The 17,712-nt window shown below is 51.2% G+C and carries 20 protein-coding genes, 1 pseudogene and 1 riboswitch; of the genes and pseudogenes, 16 read left to right on the top strand and 5 right to left on the bottom strand.

The features are described from left to right. Positions 1-406 precede the first annotated feature (406 nt). Positions 407-862, bottom strand: a complete 456-nt coding sequence (locus EL26_RS19890; RefSeq protein ID WP_173424634.1) for an STAS domain-containing protein — start codon at positions 860-862, stop codon at positions 407-409. 5 nt (positions 863-867) lie between these two features. Beyond that, positions 868-1,053, bottom strand: a complete 186-nt coding sequence (locus EL26_RS25850; RefSeq protein ID WP_052036616.1) for a hypothetical protein — start codon at positions 1,051-1,053, stop codon at positions 868-870. 35 nt (positions 1,054-1,088) lie between these two features. On the opposite strand from EL26_RS25850, the gene EL26_RS19885 reads away from it, so the two are divergent. The 8 genes from EL26_RS19885 (at position 1,089) to EL26_RS19850 (ending at position 8,315) form a co-directional block, all read left to right on the top strand. Then, positions 1,089-1,313, top strand: a complete 225-nt coding sequence (locus EL26_RS19885) for a hypothetical protein (protein ID WP_038093249.1) — start codon at positions 1,089-1,091, stop codon at positions 1,311-1,313. Between the two features lie 320 nt (positions 1,314-1,633). Beyond that, complete coding sequence (locus EL26_RS19880) at positions 1,634-2,821, top strand: helix-turn-helix transcriptional regulator (protein ID WP_038093246.1); 1,188 nt, start codon at positions 1,634-1,636, stop codon at positions 2,819-2,821. Next, positions 2,821-2,967, top strand: a complete 147-nt coding sequence (locus EL26_RS25605; RefSeq protein ID WP_161780761.1) for a hypothetical protein — start codon at positions 2,821-2,823, stop codon at positions 2,965-2,967. Before EL26_RS19880 ends, EL26_RS25605 begins: the two co-directional genes overlap by 1 nt. 178 nt (positions 2,968-3,145) lie before the next feature. Then, positions 3,146-4,444 (top strand): helix-turn-helix domain-containing protein, encoded by a 1,299-nt coding sequence (locus tag EL26_RS19875; RefSeq protein ID WP_038093242.1) that lies wholly within the window; start codon positions 3,146-3,148, stop codon positions 4,442-4,444. Further along, positions 4,441-5,010, top strand: a complete 570-nt coding sequence (locus EL26_RS19870; protein WP_038093239.1) for a hypothetical protein — start codon at positions 4,441-4,443, stop codon at positions 5,008-5,010. Before EL26_RS19875 ends, EL26_RS19870 begins: the two co-directional genes overlap by 4 nt. Positions 5,011-5,351: 341 nt before the next feature. Further along, positions 5,352-6,197 (top strand): hypothetical protein, encoded by an 846-nt coding sequence (locus EL26_RS19865; RefSeq protein WP_038093236.1) that lies wholly within the window; start codon positions 5,352-5,354, stop codon positions 6,195-6,197. A 564-nt stretch (positions 6,198-6,761) separates the two neighbouring features. Continuing rightward, positions 6,762-7,397 (top strand): recombinase family protein, encoded by a 636-nt coding sequence (locus EL26_RS19855; protein ID WP_038093229.1) that lies wholly within the window; start codon positions 6,762-6,764, stop codon positions 7,395-7,397. A 183-nt stretch (positions 7,398-7,580) separates the two neighbouring features. Next, positions 7,581-8,315 (top strand): hypothetical protein, encoded by a 735-nt coding sequence (locus EL26_RS19850; RefSeq protein WP_152559341.1) that lies wholly within the window; start codon positions 7,581-7,583, stop codon positions 8,313-8,315. 33 nt (positions 8,316-8,348) lie between these two features. On the opposite strand, the pseudogene EL26_RS25090 reads toward EL26_RS19850, so the two are convergent. Beyond that, a pseudogene (locus EL26_RS25090) lies at positions 8,349-8,447 on the bottom strand (SulP family inorganic anion transporter); the annotation flags it as partial. A gap of 471 nt (positions 8,448-8,918) precedes the next feature. Here EL26_RS25090 and EL26_RS19845 point away from each other — a divergent pair. Together EL26_RS19845 and EL26_RS19840 are read left to right on the top strand one after the other, a co-directional pair. Continuing rightward, positions 8,919-9,140, top strand: coding sequence for a DUF1659 domain-containing protein (locus tag EL26_RS19845; protein WP_038093223.1), 222 nt, complete (start codon positions 8,919-8,921; stop codon positions 9,138-9,140). Positions 9,141-9,169: 29 nt separating this feature from the next. Continuing rightward, positions 9,170-9,385, top strand: coding sequence for a DUF2922 domain-containing protein (locus EL26_RS19840; protein WP_081857352.1), 216 nt, complete (start codon positions 9,170-9,172; stop codon positions 9,383-9,385). A gap of 60 nt (positions 9,386-9,445) precedes the next feature. Here EL26_RS19840 and EL26_RS19835 read toward each other — a convergent pair whose 3' ends face one another. Both EL26_RS19835 and EL26_RS19830 read right to left on the bottom strand, forming a co-directional pair. After that, positions 9,446-10,120 (bottom strand): MBL fold metallo-hydrolase, encoded by a 675-nt coding sequence (locus EL26_RS19835; protein ID WP_038093220.1) that lies wholly within the window; start codon positions 10,118-10,120, stop codon positions 9,446-9,448. Then, positions 10,117-10,743: a TetR/AcrR family transcriptional regulator gene (locus EL26_RS19830; RefSeq protein ID WP_038093218.1), complete on the bottom strand. Its 627-nt coding sequence runs from the start codon at positions 10,741-10,743 to the stop codon at positions 10,117-10,119. The genes EL26_RS19835 and EL26_RS19830 overlap by 4 nt, the downstream gene beginning before the upstream one ends. Positions 10,744-10,972: 229 nt before the next feature. Continuing rightward, positions 10,973-11,124: riboswitch (cyclic di-AMP (ydaO/yuaA leader) on the top strand. Positions 11,125-11,366: 242 nt separating this feature from the next. Between EL26_RS19830 and EL26_RS19825 the strand changes: the two genes are divergently transcribed. The 6 genes from EL26_RS19825 to kdpDN all read left to right on the top strand — a co-directional run bounded on the left by EL26_RS19825 (position 11,367) and on the right by kdpDN (position 17,579). Beyond that, a complete protein-coding gene (locus EL26_RS19825) occupies positions 11,367-11,738 on the top strand; it encodes a Na-translocating system protein MpsC family protein (protein WP_038093215.1) in 372 nt (123 codons plus the stop codon). 195 nt (positions 11,739-11,933) lie between these two features. Then, positions 11,934-12,083 (top strand): potassium-transporting ATPase subunit F, encoded by a 150-nt coding sequence (locus EL26_RS26775; protein ID WP_152559340.1) that lies wholly within the window; start codon positions 11,934-11,936, stop codon positions 12,081-12,083. An 18-nt stretch (positions 12,084-12,101) separates the two neighbouring features. After that, positions 12,102-13,775, top strand: a complete 1,674-nt coding sequence (gene kdpA / locus EL26_RS19820) for a potassium-transporting ATPase subunit KdpA (RefSeq protein WP_038093212.1) — start codon at positions 12,102-12,104, stop codon at positions 13,773-13,775. A gap of 18 nt (positions 13,776-13,793) precedes the next feature. Continuing rightward, a complete protein-coding gene (gene kdpB, locus EL26_RS19815; protein WP_038093210.1) occupies positions 13,794-15,830 on the top strand; it encodes a potassium-transporting ATPase subunit KdpB in 2,037 nt (678 codons plus the stop codon). A 28-nt stretch (positions 15,831-15,858) separates the two neighbouring features. Further along, positions 15,859-16,419: a potassium-transporting ATPase subunit KdpC gene (kdpC, locus tag EL26_RS19810; protein ID WP_038093208.1), complete on the top strand. Its 561-nt coding sequence runs from the start codon at positions 15,859-15,861 to the stop codon at positions 16,417-16,419. After that, entirely contained in the window at positions 16,416-17,579 is a 1,164-nt protein-coding gene (gene kdpDN / locus EL26_RS19805; RefSeq protein WP_038093205.1) for a KdpD-like non-kinase potassium sensor, read from the top strand. The genes kdpC and kdpDN overlap by 4 nt, the downstream gene beginning before the upstream one ends. Positions 17,580-17,712: the final 133 nt, after the last annotated feature.

Below are 17,712 nucleotides of genomic sequence, written 5' to 3'. Positions count from 1 at the left end.
TCGCCACCGAAACTTCGTGAGAGAGTGAGTAAAAGGAAATCAGGCTAGCCAAAGTAAGAGGTGTGGCAAAACTACGCAAAGCGCGGTACACTATATCAAAGTAAATTCATTGGAATGGTGGTGGATAGGATGTGGAAATCGATTCGTGCGTGGTTCCGGGAAGAGTGCCCTCATTGCCGGGAAAAACTGACCTATCTGCGTCACACGTTGCACACTCACGTGAAACATTGCCCGAACGGTCACTATATCTTGGAGACGCATCCGGTTTTGGGTGTTCAAGTCGAAATTCATCAAGAGAGCGGAAGATCAGGGAATTCCAATCAACAACAACTCATAACTCCCTAACTATTAAACAAAGGAACACCTGCATCGTCGAGATCAGCAGGTGTTCCTTTGTTGTACAACCTTAAATTCCCACGCGGTTGACGAGGGTTTCGCTTTCGAGGTTCAGGCCCGCGATTTTCACGTGCTTGCCGAAACTTTCATAGCGCGCCGCCACTTTCGAGATCCCGACCACGGCGGAGTGGTCCCAGACGTGCACGTGAGTGAAGTCGATCACCACGTGCTCGGGGTCGTCTTGGAATTCGAACAGGTCATAGAAGTAACTCGCCGTGGCAAAAAACAACGGGCCCGTGACCCGGTACGTCTTCACGCCGTTTTGGACATCCGAGACGGCTTTGATGCGGGCGGACTTCCACCCGTACACGAGCGCGGAGATCACGACGCCCGCCAGCACGCCTTTGGAAAGGTCGCTCGTCCACACCACGATGATCACGGTGACGATCATCACGAACGTATCGGCAAACGGCAGCTTGCGCAAGTCGCGCAACGACTTCCAATCAAACGTCCCGATCGAGACCATGAACATCACATCACGCCGACCAGCGCCGCCATCGGAATTCGGGAAACGACATCGCCCAACATATACTCCACGCCGTAGTCCTTGACCAACTGCGCCAACACGAGCGACATCGCGCCGGTCGCCGCCGAGATCATCGCCGGACGTCCGCCGACAAACGAGATGATGATCGCGATGCAAAACGAGGAATACAACCCCACCAAAGGACGTTGGACGTGTCGCCAACTACATGACCAAGAGCTTGAAGAAAGTAGACGAGCGACTTATGGCGGAGAAGGTCTACAACAAGAGCCAAGTCCTGCATAAGTCCATCTCGATCATTGATGACCGACAGATCGACAAGTTGCTGGAGCAGTCTGAGATGGTCTATCAAGCCAGCTTCGAGAGCGATTACTATGGCAAGATCACCTACCAGCGTCGTAAGATCAAGAGTTTCAAGAAGAAGCATAAGTAAACACAGGGGGAGCCTTTGGGGGCTTCCCTTTTTTTCATTCACTCGCTGCCCTCCAATTCAGGATACACGCGAACGCCTCTCCGCGCTTCATGAAGCACGCCCGCATCCCAAACCCTAGCTCCGCTACCCCTGACCGCTTGCGCTTGTGTACGGGGCGTTGGAGAGGCAGTAAACGGAAATGAACAAAATTGCCTACACCTTTCAGAATTGCACTTACAACTGATGTACTTCTAAAACTGAATGCGTTATAATTGAAAGCTAGATGGCATTGACTTATTGTTAACACTTACAGATAGATTGCTCACGGGAGGTAGGGATAATTGAGTACCATTGAACATACTGCTAGTGTAACGTTTGGCAAAATCCCTTTGGGTAGAAGAATTGCAGAATTGATGCAAGAACGCGGGGATGCGTTTTCAATTCGTGCGTTCTCTGAGCGACTTGGGGTTAATCGTGAAACATTCCGTCTTACTTTGTTAGGAGAACGCCCGATCTCTATCAGTCTATTGGAGGATATTGCAAAGGGATTGAAAGTTGATGAAGATCGGTTGCGTCAACGGGACACGTTTAAGAAAGAAGAAGAATTAACATCGTTGCTGAATGCACATGAAAGATCCAAAGACATGATGCTCCGTGCCGAAACACTTGCATGCGAACTTGTAGATGTGGCTTTGGGCTTGACAGAACGTTGCATATGTTGGGCAAATCTTGGTCGCGCGCAATACTACCTGCAAGAATATGATCTTGCACATGAATCCTTCTTAACTGCGATGAGTTACGCAGAGAAAGTCAATGAATCGTTTGGCGACAGCGCATTACTTTACCATGTGACCTCATATATTATGGTGACATTTACCATTCGGAAGGAATATACCAACATTGTCCACACTTTGAATGTAGTCGAGAATGCCTTCGCAAACGATGCGGAGAAAATGGGCTATGTTCACTTCACTCGTATGAAATGGTACGAACATAGAGGAAATCTAGAGGAAGCTAAAAAGCATTCTTACCTTGCTCTTGAATACTTCGAGAAAACACATAAAGAAGTGCAAATCGGAAAAGCATATATAAATGTGGCACATTACGAATACCATTTGGGTAATTATCAGCAGGCAAGAGAGATTCTTAACAAGGCACTAGTGTTGCTCCATCCTTTCGAGTATCCAAGATTGTTTGCTATCAAGGAATATGCGAAAACTCTGTTAAAATTGGGAGAACGAACATCGGTAAATGCGTTGATTTCGGAAGTCAGTGCTAAATCAAAAAATTACACAGATTTGCACGGAAAACTACAAATCCTGTCCTCCATGTCAAAGGATGACCCCTCATACGCGATTGCTGTAAGTGATGATTTAAACTACGGGGTAACTATACGATGGTATGCATGTAAGTATTTGATGGAGTATTACGCATCAAAGAGTGACTCAGAATCCTTGTTGCTTTACTATATGAGAAGTAACACACTGAAGAAGAATTTCGGTGGGTTAATCGACGAGGAGGGATTCTAGTGAAAAGACTGGTGGCTGTTGGTATTACGCTGATCGCAGTTGTTGTCATAAATGCAACAACTGCATCAGTCATTCATCCTGTTAAAGTTGCAGAAACAATTCCACCCGACCTGAGTTCGAAAGTGATCATCGAAAGTTGGAAATAGTGATACTCTAAGCCCCTCGTTAAAGGTATACGAGGGGCTTTTGATTGTCAGATCAGTGATTGACAGTGAATCGTGCAGACTAACCTCTAACAACCAAACTTTGGAAAATTCAACTCAAAATCAAAAGTTTGGTTTATTGTGTTTATATACGATAACACAATACAAGAGGTGGTTAATTGTGTCGAACACCGAAACCCTTGGACAAAGAATTCGAGCTTGCCGTTTGCGTAAAGGATTGACTCAAACTGAATTGGCAAAGGGCATCGTCACGCCATCCATGTTGTCGCAGGTCGAATCTGAACGTGCCAATCCATCACACTACGTTCTGCAAAAGATAGCAGAACGACTTGAAGTTCCACTGGAAGACTTATTGGAGAACACGACTTCGAACTTGAACTTTATATCGCGTTTCCAAATGGCAAAGGCGATGATCGCCAATGAACAGTATTCGGGTGCGCTTCAATTGTTGTACGAGCTTGCCGAAGAAAGTAGCGTTAGGATTGAGCCGTTCGAAGTCGCATACAACCTCGTATTTTGCCTGATTCAACTTGAAATGTTGGAAGAAGCGAAACATAGGCTTGACCAACTGTCTAACCAAGTACGTTGGCTTGCAGGAGTGACCACCCACTTCCGACTTCACTATTTGTACGGGGTCTATGAAATGCACCGTCGATGCTATCCGTTGGCAGAATATCACTTCTTGCAGGTGTTGAACGACCCCAATGTATCGTCCATGACGGATAAGAAGTTTCTAGCTTCTATTCAGATGGATTTGGGTAAGGCACAACAACGACAAGGGAAGCTCCAAGAATCCTTAAAGACATTCCATCAAACCTCAGAGACGCTTCAATATCTTGACAATCTCAAAGAACTTGGCGACTTGTATTTGGAAATGGCAAAAACCTGTCTCCAATCGCAACAACTCGAAGAATCAGTACAGTTTGCTTCTCGTGCAGTCTTGTGTAGTGAAACTGCCCAAAATGCGTTTCAACAGTTGATGACGAAAATGAGCGTTGCTGTGATTCGTGCCTCAACTGGGAACACCGCTGGTGTGGAGCAAGAGTTACGTCAAATCGCAGACGACCTGTTGAACATGAAAAAGCCAGTTGAGGCAGGTATTGCTCTTGCAGAGCTGTCCAAGGTTCAAGTTGAGCATGGGAAGCTAGATCAAGCGTTCGACACGAGCCAGGGCGCAAAAAACCTTTTACCATCGAATCACGAACACTTCGCACTCGCTTTAAGGGTACAAGCGAAGATCGCGCAAGCCCGCAACCAAATTGACTTCGCCTCTAAGCTCTTCAAACAATCTGCGGATTGCTACAAGTTGGTAGGTTGCTTCAACGAATATGAGCAGACCATGAAAGAACTTTCCGCGCATTTCGCCAAATTCAATGATCCGTTGCGTGCCTACCATACCATTTCGGAGATGCTGGAATGTAATTCGAAAACGCGAGAAAGCAGAGGGATTGTGCTGTGAAGCAACCGACAAGCGTACATGCGTTTCTGAAAACACAGGCTGGACAACAACTTCTGCTGTTGCTATTGGAGCAGTCCGTTAGCAATGCAGTTCATCATATCAATCCAGTAGAACGCGAGATCATAACACGGGAATATGGCGACGATCTAGCCGTCGATCAAGACTTGGAACTGTTGTTAGACCATCTTTCGCTCGTTCGCGTCGTATCCAGTTTGAACAGACATGCGGAAGAATCGCTTATCAACTATTGGGGTTCTGACGATGGGGAGGTCTTTTTGGCTGATTCGCGACGTTATACGGCAGACGCTTTACGAATTGCGCCTGACTCACATCCAGAGCAGGGTAGAGCCTATAAGAACCTTGCTTATCTACTCTTGACACGTAACAAGGTAAGCTCTGCTTGCCAGTACATCCAAAAGGCTCTGACGATTTTCCAACAGAACAGACTAGCGGAACAGATCGAGGAGCTACTAGAAATGCTGTCGACCCGCACAGAAGACGAGTGCAAACTGACACAGGAAAATGTCGCAGCAGTGCTTCAAAAATTGGAGGTTGAGCTTTCGTAAGAGCGGGCAACTGGATAAATCGTTGACGGAGTAGGAGCTACCAATGGTAGCTCCCTTTTCTTTTGTAGGTAGTGGAATACCGCGGCCCCAGTGGTTAGGCTCGCAGATCGGGCAGATTGGACGTAGATCAGTGACTCCCCTCGACTATTGTTCTAGTTTCTCGATAGCTGAATAGGCAAAGCTGCTTTTATTCCCTTTGTTTACTTGGGTTCTTGTCAATCATCCCGATAGCATCCGACAACGGAATTGATAGTTGGTGCGGAACACTAGCATAATTTCTCAATATGGATTCTCTGTACAATTTCTTGTAGAATATAATCAAGTAAAAAGGAGGTGAGTAAATGAAAAAAACATTTTCAACTACTGCACTCGCGATGGGGTTATCGCTCCTCATCGGTCAGGTGGCTTTTGCCACACCCCCAATTAACCAAAGCAGTCCAGAGGCGGCGATCAAAGGCTACCTCGCGGCGATGAAGGCAGGGAACGTACAACTAGTTCAAGACTACTCCAAGAATGTGTCTTTTGCAGATGCTGTGTCGGAAGCGAATTGGATCAAGGACGGGTTAGAAATCGACCCATTGCTAAGTTACGAGATTGTCTCCAAAAGTGTAACTTCTGCTGATCGTGTCGAGTACATGGTGAAGGAAGTACACGAAAGTCAAGAGGATGATTATCCGCTAATCCCCTATACGGTCACAAAAGAGAATGGAAAATGGTCGGTGCTATTTGAACTCGTAGAGATCAACCGCGTTAAGGATTCGCCTGACTATGGCAAAGTAAAGGTACAGAAACAAAAGTTCCATGAACAAAAAGTTACGAGCCAAGAAACTCATCCTACTGCGGCGATTTCGGCAGTCTACTGGAATTTCACTGGGTTAATGCCTAGCACTACGATTTATGGGGCGGACAAATTCGGTCAGGTTCGAACTGACGGTTTGTTTACTTTAAATGGTTGGCAACAGGCGTCATCTGGTGTTGCTTCCGTAACTTATAGCGTAATCAAAAAAATAGGAAATGGGTATACCACGTATATCCAAAAAAACTATTCGGGAAACTATCCGAAAAGTGCCACATGGTTTGGGAGTTATGAATACAGCCTTCCGTATAGCTCCAGTTCAGATTACCAAATGATGTTTACCAACAATGGTTACTATTCTACAGATGGTTCTGGAAACGGGTACGAATAAGGACAAAAATCAAGAACGACGATCCTACACAGATCGTCTTTTTTGTTGTCTATTGGTAACGCAGAACTGTGGGAATCACTACTTCCCCGCGGCCCCTTTTTCAATTTCTCGATGACGCTACAGCAGAGTAGGTGCAAAACCCCTGTGGTTACTTGAATTTCTAACAATTCGTTCGATGACGTACCTATAGCGAAATCGAATAACTCCCGCTAGAAGGCTCTGTATGGTGGGTTTGAGGGCGACGGTGCATACATGTGCCCTCCTCCTGTGGGGCATCGTCAGCGAAGCGGGAGAGGGTGTACGCGCTGTCTGTGGAGAAGTGGAGGACAAAAGAAAAAGAGTCAGGCTAAAGCCCAACCCTAGCGGCGGCGTTCTCCGCGAACAGCTCTCCTTTGGGATTGCGTTTATAAAGGTATACTTTTAGGACGTATCTGCAACGTATGTCATTTCGCGTCCGCAAAGGTTTGTATTTGCTTTTAAGGACGTTTGTATATGTTTATTGACCTTTACAAACAGAAGGTGTACAATAATACCACAAGCTACCAAAGAGAGAGGAGAACACATATGAACATCGGGTACATACGAGTTTCTACTACAGGACAGAACATTGACCGTCAATTACTGAAATTGAAGGAACTGGGAATCGAAGACCGATTTATCTTCATAGACAAGCAATCAGGGAAAGATTTTGATCGTGAACAGTACCAAGCAATGAAGCGGATAATTCGGGAGGGCGATCTACTTTATGTCGATGCCCTTGACCGTCTGGGACGGGATTATGACGGGATTATCAAGGAATGGAAGCAAATCACTCGTGAGATGCAAGCTGACATTATTGTGCTTGAAAACGAAACGCTCTTTGACAGTCGAAAGTTCAAGTCAATGGGAGACATGGGCAAGTTGATGGAAGACCAGTTTTTATCGTTGCTTTCGTATGTGGCAGATCAGGAACGCAAGAAAATACGTCAGCGTCAAGCAGAGGGTATTGCAGTAGCGAAGGAAAAAGGCAAACACCTTGGAAGGCCGAAAATGAATCTGGATACCTTGTCAAAGGAGCAACGAAAGGTACTAGACCAGTTCTATCCATGCTGGAAAAACGCCGAAATTACTGCGGTGGAATTTATGTCGAAGTTGAATCTAAAGAAAAACACCTTCTACAAGATCGTAAATGAGTATGAAGAACAAAAAGTCGCTTCCTGATTGCAATTGCCATCCAACACGGGGTGGCTTTTTTTCATATGAAACAATAGTTTTATTCGGAAGGGGTGACGGGGGTGGTTTTGCCCGTTTGACCCCTTTCCATTTTCCGTATGGGGGCGGAAGAAGCGCAAAACGAAAGAACCTAGCTACGAATGGTGTTGCGGTCACAACGACAAAAGCAAGATGTTTTGTGAGTACAGAAACGCCCATACAGAAGAATATTTGATTGAGTACGTCAAAGGCGAGTTGGAGAAATTCCGAACAGACAAAGCAGGATTGAAATGGAATTTCGACGCATACGTGCAAGCCTATGTGCAGTCTGATGCGGACGAAAGCAAACTCACCGACATAGCCAATCAGATTCAAGAACTTGAAGAGATGCGCGAAGTCAATTTTAGGCTCGTTGCTAAGAACATGATTACAGACGAAGAATATGTAACTCGAAACGCCAAGCTGCAAGAGCAGTTGCAAGAGTTGATGAACGAGCAAAACAAGCACCTGCAACAAGAACAGAACTTGAAAACGACGAAGCTCAAATTTGACACGTTCTTAAAGTACCTAGAGGAAGTGGACGTAGAGAACTTGACGAATACTGTTCTGCGACAGTTGGTTTCGTCAATTTCGGTCAGAACTCGAAAACGACCATTTAAGAATGAATTTGATAAAGAGATTTTGATTGAGTGGAGATTCTTGGACAAAACAGAAGGGGAAGTGTTCTGGGATTCCGAGGAGGTACGTCACGAAATCTGGGAACGTGACCATTGGTACAGGGGTATGAGTCCTGAGCAGATCGAGGAGGAAAAAGAACGGGAGCGGTTAATGTGGGAATTGGGGCAGGAAGAAGCCGAAGACAAAGCCGTTCAAGAAGCATACGAAGAGATGAGAAGAGCAAGCCTAGCCGCAACTGAGAAAGCCTAGCGGGAGTCCCTATGTGTTAGACTCCCTTTTTATTACGATACCGAATGCGATCGCTTCCGGAATCAACGCCAGCGCGACGGTCATCCCGGACAGGATGTCGCCCCGCACATTGCCAAACCACTGCTTTTTCATGCTGGAAAAACTCAAACTCTCCACACCTTCTCTCTGGTAGTGCCGGATCTCGCCGGTTGCGGCGAGAACTATATCGATGGATCGAGCCCCAAGCGGGGGATCGACCCTCCTCCTTCGATGGACAGATGCAAATAGAGAAGAACCCGATTCTACCTGCAGATCGGGTGACGGTTTCTAGTGTACAGGATGAAGTTAAATCAGGCACCTTTGTAGAAGGTTATGTGTAATTAATAAATATGGTAAAAATATCAAACAGAGGTGGATTAATCCCATTTAGCTGTGCTATACTTATGCAGACGTCTGATTCCCCAGATGTAGACGATCCCCTTTCTATAAAACCCGGCGCATCCCCCAATGCGTGCGGGTTTTTGTTTTTTTATGAAAAAATGCGAGGTGCTGTCCCTGATTCGGCGTCTTCGCTGCACGGTATACGTGTAAGACAACCCAACAAACCCAGGAGGGGACAGTGAAATGATCAACAGCAACCAAGGATGGACCAGCATGACGCTGCGTCTGCAAACCGGATTCGATGAGAAAGGCGCTCCGCAGTACAAAGACAAGGGCTACTCCCGCGTGCTCCCGTCGGCGGCGCAAGCAGACGTGTACGCCGTCGGTGAAGCGCTCGCGGGTTTGACGTCGTACGACCTGCATCACATCCAACTGACCAACCGCGAAGACCTGACGCGCATCTAAAAAACCAAACTCCCAAGGAGGCAAGCATGATGAAACGCGAACTGGAACTGACCTTCATGACCAACCTCAAGAAAAAAGCCAAGCTGGTCATCCCCGACCCGAAACCGGAACTCACCGTCACGGAGATCCACCACGTCATGAACCTCGTGATCCAAAAGGGAATCTTCGGCTTCCCCCAAGGTCTCGCCGTGGAAAAGCTTTCGGCTCGCATCGTCGAGTCGAACGTGGAGAAAATCGAGTTGTAATAAGGCAACGGCAAGCCAAAAACGGCACCCATGCACGGGTGCCCTTTTTTGTATGCTTCATCAACTGTTTTGTTGTAGATACTCTTGCAGTTGCTCCGCCGGGTTGAAGACCGGTTTGCTGTGGCAGATTTCCAAGCGTTTCGGGCGGAGGTGTTCGAGCACGCGGGCGCTTTGGATCGCGGTCGCCATGTCGCCGGTAAACATAGGCATCGGCGGGCGCAGACGTCCTCGCTTGGACGTGCACATGTCGCCGCCGAGCAACACGCTGTCCTCTTCATGGAAGTACGCCGTATGACCGGGCGAATGCCCCGGCGTAAACACCGGCTGCAAACGGCCGACCGCCCGCAACTCCCGTTCCGATCCCGCGTCCTGCAACGGCTGCGTGATCCCCTGCGGAAGGTGGTGCTCCAGTTTCTTGCGGCGCGGGTAGAGTTGCTCGCCGTTCAGATAGGGAAGTTCGACAGCGTGCGCGTAGACGGGTACGTTGCCAACGCGCTCCAAGATCGCCTGCACCGACCCGACATGATCCTGATGTCCGTGGGTGAGCAAGATCCGCTTCAGCGGCCCGAGATGTTTCATCTGTTCCAGAAACGCGAGAATCCCCTTCGCCATGAACGGCATCCCGGCGTCAACCAGCGTCAAGCCGTCCTCCTCCGCCACCACCCAGACGGTGCACCGCAACAACCTCCACGTTTGCAAACTCCAGATATGCTTCGAGATCTGTTCCACTTTCATTCGTCTCGTCCCCCTCGTTGCGCGATTTGCTGAAACCCGGATACGACCGCTTCCAACGCCAAGTCAAACGTGGGGTGCAACCGCTCCAACAACTCGGGCAGCGGTTCTTCCGAGAGTTGATACGTCCCCACGATGCCGTGCAAGGTGTAAAAAAACACCCTCGCACAACCCATCACATACTCCTCGCCGACATCGGACGGCAGAAATTCGCGCATCGCCGCGCGCAGTTGCCCAAACAGCTCCAAGCGCAGTTTCTGCACGTTGTTCCCGCTCGGCGCCTCTTGGTCCACTCGCGACGCCCGCGTCATGAAAAACACCGTGTACAGATTGCGGTTTGCAAAGCAAAACTCCAAGAACCGCTGCCCCATGCGCTTGACCTTGCGTTCCGGGGCGACCTCCGCGTCTTGAAGCAACGCCTGAAACTCCGCCCGCAGGTCTTGCATCGGCGGCATCGACAGTTCGTGCAGCAGCGCTTCTTTGTCTTTGTAGTAGATGTAGATGGTGGTGTGCGAGCAACCGGCCGCCTTGGCGATTTCGCGCAGGGTCACCTGCTCAAACCCCCGCTGTGCAAACAACTGCGCAGCGGCGTCCAACACCCGTCGTTTGGTTTCTTCGGAACGCAATTCAGCACCAGACCTTTCCTGTAACCATTGGTTACTTCGAATATAACCAATGGTTAGTTCGCTGTCAACCGCAATCTGCCTTTCGCGAAAAACAAAGAAATTACGAGACAGCGTGAGAGAAGTCCTCGTTCCGCTCTTCTAGAACGCGAGAATGTAAAAAACCCCGCAAAAATCCGCCTCAAATTGGGAGTGCCAAACTCCATGCCTTGGGAGTATGATAATCTCAACAACTTCAATACGGCCTAAACTTGGGAATACTCAAGTACGGAGGAACCAATCTTTTGGGGTTAATCTTGCGCAATCGCGCGGGAGGGATGAGGAAGTCACTTCTCTGCCATCCTACCCGTCAGCTAACTTCGTCGGCTAAAGCAGGGAAGGTCAGGAGACCTTCGATTGTAGATGGTCTTTTTGTGTCGTTTTCACATGGGAAGAGCATATACAACCGAATCTTCGAACCGAGATCTCGCACGGATGACAGAAAGCAAAGACCGCCTCACAGGGCGAGCTGGGCTTTAGGTGGACCCATGCAGACTTTGACCCCCGACGGTGCATACCCGCATTGTTTTTTCATTCGGTCAAAGCAGCATGGGTCTTTTTATGTTCTTTTTTCGGGAGGTGAACGTATGAGTCAATCGCAAAAAGCCAAAATGGAAGCCGACATCTCCGAAGCGTATGTCAAATTCCAACGGGAGATCTTGGGCCGCGGACCGCAAGAAACCAAGACGTACATCATGAAGGACTTGGTGATCGTGCGCATGAAGGGCGTGTTGACCCAAGGCGAGAAGACCTTGGTCAAAACCGACAAAGGCAAGCGGCTCGTCAAAGAGATGCGGCAAACGCTTCGGGAACATCACAGCGTCGATACGGAATTGCTGATTTCGCAGGTTACGGAATGCAAAGTGATCTCCAGTCATTTTGACATATCGACCAAGACCGGCGAACTGATGGAAATTTTCGTTCTGGATCATGACTTGGAAAAACAAATACGCGACTGAGAAGTCCATCGTGCGGCGACTGAACACAGGGAGGCAAGGGAGCTTGCGGCCAGGTGTTACGTGGACCGATGTAGACTTTGGCGTTTCAAATCCCGCAGGCATGGAGCGGGATTTGAAGGCTGAAGTGTGCATCGGTCTTTTTTTATGGAAAGGAGTGGCTCGGCATGAACAACGACTTTGTCATCCTCTTGCTGAGTGTTGCGGCGTTCGTCGTTTTTTACCAATGCATCGACTTCTTCGAGAAGGCGTAACGGAGGGGGTGTCTACGTGATTGTGCTCGGTTTGATAACCGTTTTGATGATCGTCTATCTCTCGTATGTGCTGATCAAGCCGGAGAAGTTTTAACGCAGGAGGAGAAGGGATATGAGTAGGGGATGGATTCAAATTGCGTTCACGCTGTTGATCGTGATCCTGTTTGTCAAACCCATGGGACGGTATCTCGTCAAGGTGTTTGACTCTGAAAAAACCGGACTGGACCGCGTTTTCGGCCCGGTCGAACGCTTGATCTACCGCGTTATCGGCGTGAGGGAAGATCAAGGAATGGGTTGGAAGGGCTATCTGCGCGCCGTGTTGCTGAGCAACTTCGTGATGATGTTGCTGATGTACGCGGTGCTGCGTTTGCAAAAGGTTCTGCCGCTCAACCCGGACGGCCTCGACAACATGCCGCCGGTGTTGGCGTTTAACACCGTGACTTCGTTTATCACCAACACCAACTGGCAGGCGTACAGCGGCGAGAACGGGCTGAGTTACCTGTCGCAGATGCTCGCCATCACGTTCCCGATGTTCACGTCCGCTGCGACCGGTTTTGCGGTGGCGGTCGCGTTCATTCGCGGTCTCGTCGGCCGTCGTGATGACCTTGGCAACTTCTATGTGGATCTGGTCCGCTCGATCACTCGTGTGTTTTTGCCGCTCTCGTTTGTGGCTGCACTTTTTCTGGTCTTTCAAGGTGTCCCGCAAACCCTGCACGGAGCTGTCAACGCCACCACGATCGAAGGCGTCACGCAGACGATCACCCGCGGCCCGGTGGCGTCGCTGGAATCGATCAAGCATCTCGGGACCAACGGCGGCGGTTACTTCGGCACGAACGCGGCGCATCCGTTTGAAAATCCGACGGCGCTTACAAACCTCGTGCACATCTTGAGCATGATGCTCTTGCCGACGGCGTTGGTGTACGCGTTCGGGTTGCTGATTCGCAACAAAAAACAAGGCTGGGCGATTTTTGCCGCGATGGGGTTCCTGTTCGTCGTGTTCCTGACGACCGTGTACGTCGCGGAAACGAACGGCACCCCCGCACTCAGCGCGCTCGGCGTTCACGGCAATATGGAAGGCAAGGAAGTTCGGTTCGGACTTTCCGAATCGGCGCTGTTTACGGCCGTCACCACGGCGGCGACCACCGGTTCGGTCAACAACATGCACGACTCGCTCACTCCGATCGGCGGCATGGTGCCGATGATGGAGATGATGCTCAACAACGTGTTCGGCGGCAAGGGCGTCGGACTGCTCAACGGCCTGCTCTACGTGGTTCTGTCGGTGTTCATCTGTGGCTTGATGGTCGGCCGCACGCCGGAATTTCTCGGCAAAAAAATCGAAGGCAAGGAGATCAAGCTCGCCTCGATTGCCGTGTTGACACACCCGGTCATCATCTTGGTTCCGACGGCGCTTGCGCTCTTGCGGCCGGAATCGCTGTCTTCGATATTGAACGGCGGGTTCCACGGTCTGTCGGAAGTGCTGTACGCCTATACGTCGGGTGCCGCCAACAACGGTTCTGCGTTTGGCGGTTTGACGGCAAACACCAACTGGTACAACTTGTCGATCGGTTTGGTGATGTTGGCGGGCCGTTACATTTCAATCATCGCCATGCTGGCGATTGCGGGCTCGCTGTCGACCAAACGCGTGGTGCCGACCACGGTGGGCACGCTGCGTACCGATACGCCGTTGTTTTCGCTGATCCTCGTCGTGATCATCTTGATCGTCGGAGCGCTGACCTTCTTCCCGGCTCTGGCGCTCGGTCCGATCGCGGAACACTTGGGAATGTAAAGGGAGGAGGAACTTGTAATGGCTAGAGAACGCAAACGATTGCTGACAGGAGAGATCGCCAAACAAGCGGTCTGGAATTCCTTTACGAAGCTCGACCCGCGCGCGATGATCAAAAACCCCGTGATGTTCGTCGTCGAAGTCGGGACGCTGATCACGCTGTTGCTTTCGATTTGGCCGAATGCGTTGGGCGTTTCGACGGCAGGTCGCGGCTATAACGTCTCGGTGTTCTTGATTTTGCTCTTCACGGTGCTGTTCGCGAACTTTGCAGAAGCGCTGGCGGAAGGGCGGGGGAAAGCGCAAGCCGACACGCTGCGCAAAACCAAGTCCGACACGGTCGCCCGCTTGCTGCAAAAAGACGGTTCACTCCGAGACGTGCCTTCCACCCAACTGCGCAAAGGCGACATCGTGCGCGTGGAAACGGGTGAGATCATCCCTTCGGACGGCGAGATCATCGAGGGTCTCGCTTCGATCGACGAATCGGCGATCACCGGGGAATCGGCTCCCGTCATCAAGGAAGCAGGGGGAGATTTCTCTTCCGTCACCGGCGGGACGCGCGTCGTGTCCGACTATATTCTCGTCAAAGTCACCACCGATCCGGGAGAATCGTTCTTGGATCGCATGATTGCGCTCGTCGAAGGCGCATCTCGGCAAAAAACGCCGAATGAAATTGCCTTGACCACGTTGCTTGCCGTCTTGACGTTGATTTTCTTGTTTGTGATCTTGACGCTCGTGCCGATGGCGGACTACTTGGGTATCTCGCTCGACATCTCCACGCTGATCGCCCTGCTCGTCTGCTTGATTCCGACCACTATCGGCGGTCTGCTCTCCGCCATCGGCATTGCCGGCATGGACCGTGTCACGCAGTTCAACGTGCTGGCGATGTCCGGCAAAGCGGTTGAAGCGGCGGGCGACATCGACACGATGATCCTCGACAAGACCGGCACGATCACGTTCGGGAACCGCATGGCGGCACAGTTCCTTCCCGTTCAAGGCGTGGATGAACGCACCATCGCGATGGCGGCACTGCAAGCGTCCGTCCGAGACGAAACCCCGGAGGGCCGCTCCATCGTCGAACTGGCGAAGGAACAAGGAGTCACTTGGGAACCGTCCAAGTACGAGGGAGCCGAGGTCGTCGAATTTACCGCTCAGACGCGCATGTCCGGCCTGAATCTTCGAAACGGCATCGAAATCCGCAAAGGCGCTGTCGATTCGATTCGCACGTATGTGGAATCACTCGGTAAACACGTTCCTTCCGATCTTGAAGAACTGGGGAATCAAATCGCCAAACAGGGCGGCACGCCGCTCGCCGTCGCCATGGAGGGTCACGTGTACGGCGTCATCTACTTGAAAGACACGGTGAAACCGGGGCTGAAGGAGAAGTTTGCCGAACTGCGCGCGATGGGGATCAAAACGGTCATGTGTACAGGTGACAATCCGCTGACCGCTGCCACCATCGCCCAAGAAGCCGGCGTGGATGAATTCATCGCCGAAGCGAAGCCGGAAGATAAGATTGAAGCGATCAAGCGCGAACAAGCGCAAGGAAAACTCGTCGCGATGACGGGCGACGGAACGAACGACGCTCCGGCGTTGGCGCAAGCGGACGTGGGGCTTGCGATGAACTCTGGGACGATGGCGGCGAAGGAAGCGGCGAACATGATTGACCTGGACTCCGACCCGACCAAATTGCTTTCCGTCATCGCCATCGGCAAGCAATTGCTGATCACCCGCGGAGCACTGACCACGTTCTCGATCGCCAACGACGTCGCGAAGTACTTTGCGATCCTTCCGGCGATGTTCATTGCGGCGATTCCGCAATTGCAAGTCTTGAACATCATGCACCTTGCGTCGCCGCAATCGGCGATTCTGTCCGCGCTGATCTTCAATGCGGTGATCATCCCGCTGTTGATTCCGATTGCGATGAAGGGGGTCAAATACCGGGCGATGACCGCCGACAAGCTGCTGACCCGCAATCTCCTGCTCTACGGGGTCGGGGGGATGCTGGTTCCGTTTGCGGGGATCAAATTGATCGACATGGTGATCTCCCTGTTGAGGTAAGGAAGAAGAAACGAGAGGTGTATGAGTGATGAAATCCCTGTTTACGGCCCTGCGGGCCTCCGTCGTGCTGATGGTGATTTGCGGTCTCCTGTATCCGTTGGCGACCACAGGTGTGGCGCAAGCGTTGTTCAAAAAACAAGCGGAAGGGTCGTTGCTGGCAGATCAAAACGGCGTGATCGGCTCGGAACGGCTCGCTCAGAATTTCGAAGCGCCGCAGTTCTTCCACCCGCGTTCCTCCGCTGCCAAGTATGACCCGAAGGCGTCGGCCGCCACGCAAGCGGCAGTTGCCTCGCCCGACTATGTCAAAACGATGCAAGAGCGAGTGCAATTGCTCCATCAGGAGAATCCCGAGCTTCACGAGATTCCCGCCGATCTGGTCACAACGTCGGGCTCCGGGTTTGACCCGGATCTCACGCCGGAAGCGGCCAAAGCCCAAGTCCCGCGCATCGCACAAGCGACGGGGCTTAGCGCGAACGACTTGAACTCGTTGATCGACCGAATGACGCAATCCCGGCAGTTGGGGATCTTCGGCGAGCCGCATGTGAACGTGTTGGACTTGAATCGCGAGCTGATGAAGGAAACCCAATGAGGATGTTGCCAAACGGTGAAAAACGCAAAAATCCGGAAGCGTTGCTGAGACAGATCAAGCGGGAGCACCGAGGGTATTTCAAGATCTTCATTGGAGCGGCACCCGGTGTGGGCAAGACGTACACGATGTTGCGCGAGTGCAACGACTTGCTGCAGCAGGGGCTCGACGTGGTCATCGGGCTGATCGAAACGCACGGTCGCCGCGGGACGGAAGCCCAGATCGGCGCACTGCCTGTCTTGCCGATGCGCCAGATTTCGTACAAAGGAAGAGCGTTTGCCGAGATGGACCTCGAAGGCATCCTCCAGCGGCGACCTGCTTATGTGATCATTGACGAACTGGCGCACACCAACGTGCCGGGTTCCAAGAACCAGAAGCGATACGAAGATGTGCTGGAGATTTTGGAGGCGGGCATCCATGTGATGTCCGCCATGAACATTCAGCACTTGGAGAGCTTGAACGACACGGTGGAGCAACTGACCGGTGTTAAAGTCCGCGAGCGCGTTCCCGACTGGATTCTCACCGAAGCCAACGAAGTCCAACTGATCGACACACCGCCGGAAAAACTTCGAGAGCGCTTGAAGCAAGGGTTGATCTACAAGCCGGAAAAAGTGGAGCAGTCGCTGAAAAATTTCTTTCGGACGGGAAATTTGAACGCCTTGCGGGAGTTGGCGCTTCGGGAGTTGGCAGACGATGTGGATGAGCGATTGGAGCATTACAAGTGGGAGCACGGCATTGAGGGCATGGTCGGCGCGAGTGAGAAAATCCTCGTCTGCGTGCACTACGGCCAAAACGCCGAACGCCTGATCCGCAGAGGTTGGCGGATCGCCAGCCGCTTGAAGTGCGAGCTCTACATCTTAAACGTCCCCACCAAGCCGGTGCATGAGTTTGACGAGGCAACCCGAAAGAAACTGCGCGAGATCGAACAGCTCGCCAAGGACCTTGGCGCGGAGTTTCACATCGAGGCGCTCGGGGGACGCAAGCCTGCCGATGCGATCATCCAGTTTGTGGAGCGAACGGGCATTACGCAGATCGTCCTCGGCCAGTCGGCGCGCTCCCGGTGGGAAGAGATCGTCAAAGGTTCGATCATCAACAAAATCTTGAGTGAAACCCGGTTTGTCGACGTCTTGATCGTGGCAGACGGGGTGGACCATCGAGAGTAGGTTGTTTTTTGACAGTCGTGCTCTACCTTTTTGAAAAAAACCCCCTGCTGGCGATAGGATTGAGTGCCAGGCAGGGGATTTTTTTCATGCGTTTTAATGCGAAACGTAGCTGCCGAGGTCGTCGTAGGAGGAC

The sequence above is a fragment of the Tumebacillus flagellatus genome (assembly GCF_000714935.1).
GTDB lineage: Bacteria > Bacillota > Bacilli > Tumebacillales > Tumebacillaceae > Tumebacillus > Tumebacillus flagellatus.
Note: the sequence above shows the minus strand (reverse complement) of the source record. Positions and strands in the feature narration are given on the sequence as shown.